Source organism: Bacillus sp. P4_D3, from assembly GCF_056401855.1.
This window is the reverse complement of the sequence record NZ_JBFUIN010000615.1, coordinates 1-1,861: the sequence shown is the minus strand read 5'-3', so window position 1 is coordinate 1,861 and position 1,861 is coordinate 1. Positions and strand designations below refer to the sequence as shown.

Genomic DNA, 1,861 nt, shown 5'->3' with positions numbered 1-1,861 from the left:
GAGCTTTCTTTTTACCGCATTTCGACAATATTCTTCTCAAATTTAACAATTTCTTTATGTTTCGTTAAATTTACTATAACATTCTTCCTTTATATTATTAGTATCGACACCTATACAGAAAGGGGACTCCACCAATGTTAGCAGCTTTCCAGCAAAAACATATAAGAAAATTTTCACCTATCACAAATACTTCTGCTTCTTGTTTAAACATTCAACCTAATCCACCCAAAATTTCAATTGCTCCTTCTGTTATTTCAGTTATCGGTGTTCATATGGGAAAAAATAAGTTAAAAATAAAAACTGGGCAAAGTACTGAGTTATCAGCTTCCGTTTTGCCAATGCAAGCGACGAACCAAGAGCTTATTTGGACAAATATGAATTCTGATGTCATCACAATCTATCCAAAAGGTGATACGGTAACGATTACTGGAAAAAGTGCAGGAAGAGCAGTTGTTATTGTCACAACTGCTGAAGGAAAATTCCGCGACTTATGTGTCGTTCACGTACAACCTTATATGACCAATCCAAAGTAACATAAAGAGAGTGGATACGAATCCACTCTCTTAATTTATTTCAATTCCAGGATTTTTTCTTTTTAACAACAAAATAAATTCTTCTTTATTTCTTGGAGAAATAAGTTCTGTTTCATATGATCCGTAAACAATTTCAAGTCGATCAAATGATAACGCATAAGCCGCTATTGGATTTTTTGTATTCGAAATTCGTTTTATATCCCGTATAAAAATACGTTTTTTAACGGGACCTGATGTAATCATAATTATTTCTTCCTTAACGATATATTTTGTTGAAAACCAACTCCAACTAAACAGTATAGCTAATGGAATTGTAAAAAATAAGAGAAAGTATTCTCTCCCTGCAAAAATTGGAGCGAAACATGTGCCTAAAACAATGAAAAAGATTGGATATAACCACGCATCTTTTTTTGATGGAAATTCCATTACGCTCCCTCCTCTCTTGATTTAAGTTAATGAATTCCCCTCCTTCTCTTATTAAAATAAAAGTAATATTGAAATAGGAGGACGACATATGAATGAACGAAAGTTTGCCTTATTTGCTGGTACTTCTCTTCTCATTATGGCATTCGCTGCATTTTTTTCTTACGGTTTTGTTCACGGAAATCTCGTTGTACAAGGAGATGTGAGCACGACACTCCATAATATTCAAACTTCAAGTTCACTTTTCAAAGCAGAAATCTTTGGTTGGATTATCATTTTTATTACAGATATTATCGCCTCGTGGGCTCTTTACTTCTTTCTAAAACCTATCCATGCTAGCTTCTCATTACTGGCTGCCTGTCTTCGTCTTATGTATACAGCTATACTTGGAATTGCTATATTCAATTTAATATTTGTATTACTTCTTTCAAAAAGTACAGTTGCTAATTCAGAAGCATATACAATGTTATTTCTAGAAGCTTTTGAATACATTTGGTCTGTAGGATTAATCATTTTCGGTTTACATCTTCTCACCTTAGGATACGTAACCTTTCAATCTAAAAACATACCGAAAACTATTAGTATATTACTGCTCATTGCTGCAGTCGGCTATACCATCATTAACGTAATGAATACGATGTTTTCACAATATGATGCGATTATCTCCATTCTTAACGTTGTCTTTCAACTACCGATGATCGCAGGTGAACTAGGATTTAGTATATGGCTATTGCTTAGAGGTGGAAAAAACTCTACTGTTTAAGTCGTTTCTTAATTCTGCTTAATGATTCTGGCGTAATACCTAGATAACTTGCCAATTGATATTGAGGAACACGATGAATTAAATGCGGGCGTTTTTGTAATAATGATTTGTAGCGCTCTTCTGGTGTCGATGCAATAAATAA

Annotated in this window: 3 protein-coding genes and 1 pseudogene; 2 read left to right on the top strand and 2 right to left on the bottom strand. The window is 33.7% G+C overall.

The features are described 5' to 3' along the window. Positions 1–134: 134 nt before the first annotated feature. A complete protein-coding gene (locus AC1DTM_RS24770; protein ID WP_002202749.1) occupies positions 135–533 on the top strand; it encodes an Ig-like domain-containing protein in 399 nt (132 codons plus the stop codon). A 30-nt stretch (positions 534–563) separates the two neighbouring features. Here AC1DTM_RS24770 and AC1DTM_RS24765 read toward each other — a convergent pair whose 3' ends face one another. Then, entirely contained in the window at positions 564–959 is a 396-nt protein-coding gene (locus tag AC1DTM_RS24765; RefSeq protein WP_016104194.1) for a PH domain-containing protein, read from the bottom strand. 88 nt (positions 960–1,047) lie between these two features. Here AC1DTM_RS24765 and AC1DTM_RS24760 point away from each other — a divergent pair, with 88 nt between their 5' ends. Next, positions 1,048–1,719, top strand: coding sequence for a DUF4386 domain-containing protein (locus tag AC1DTM_RS24760; protein WP_477001125.1), 672 nt, complete (start codon positions 1,048–1,050; stop codon positions 1,717–1,719). On the opposite strand, the pseudogene AC1DTM_RS24755 reads toward AC1DTM_RS24760, so the two are convergent. Continuing rightward, a pseudogene (locus AC1DTM_RS24755) lies at positions 1,709–1,861 on the bottom strand (Crp/Fnr family transcriptional regulator); the annotation flags it as partial. The gene AC1DTM_RS24760 and the pseudogene AC1DTM_RS24755 sit on opposite strands and share 11 nt — an antisense overlap.

Bases quoted from the DNA above. Each gene is read 5' to 3' on its own strand.
- AC1DTM_RS24770 (WP_002202749.1), top strand. From the start codon at position 135: ATGTTAGCAGCTTTCCAGCAAAAACATATAAGAAAATTTTCACCTATC.
- AC1DTM_RS24765 (WP_016104194.1), bottom strand. From the start codon at position 959: ATGGAATTTCCATCAAAAAAAGATGCGTGGTTATATCCAATCTTTTTC.
- AC1DTM_RS24760 (WP_477001125.1), top strand. From the start codon at position 1,048: ATGAATGAACGAAAGTTTGCCTTATTTGCTGGTACTTCTCTTCTCATT.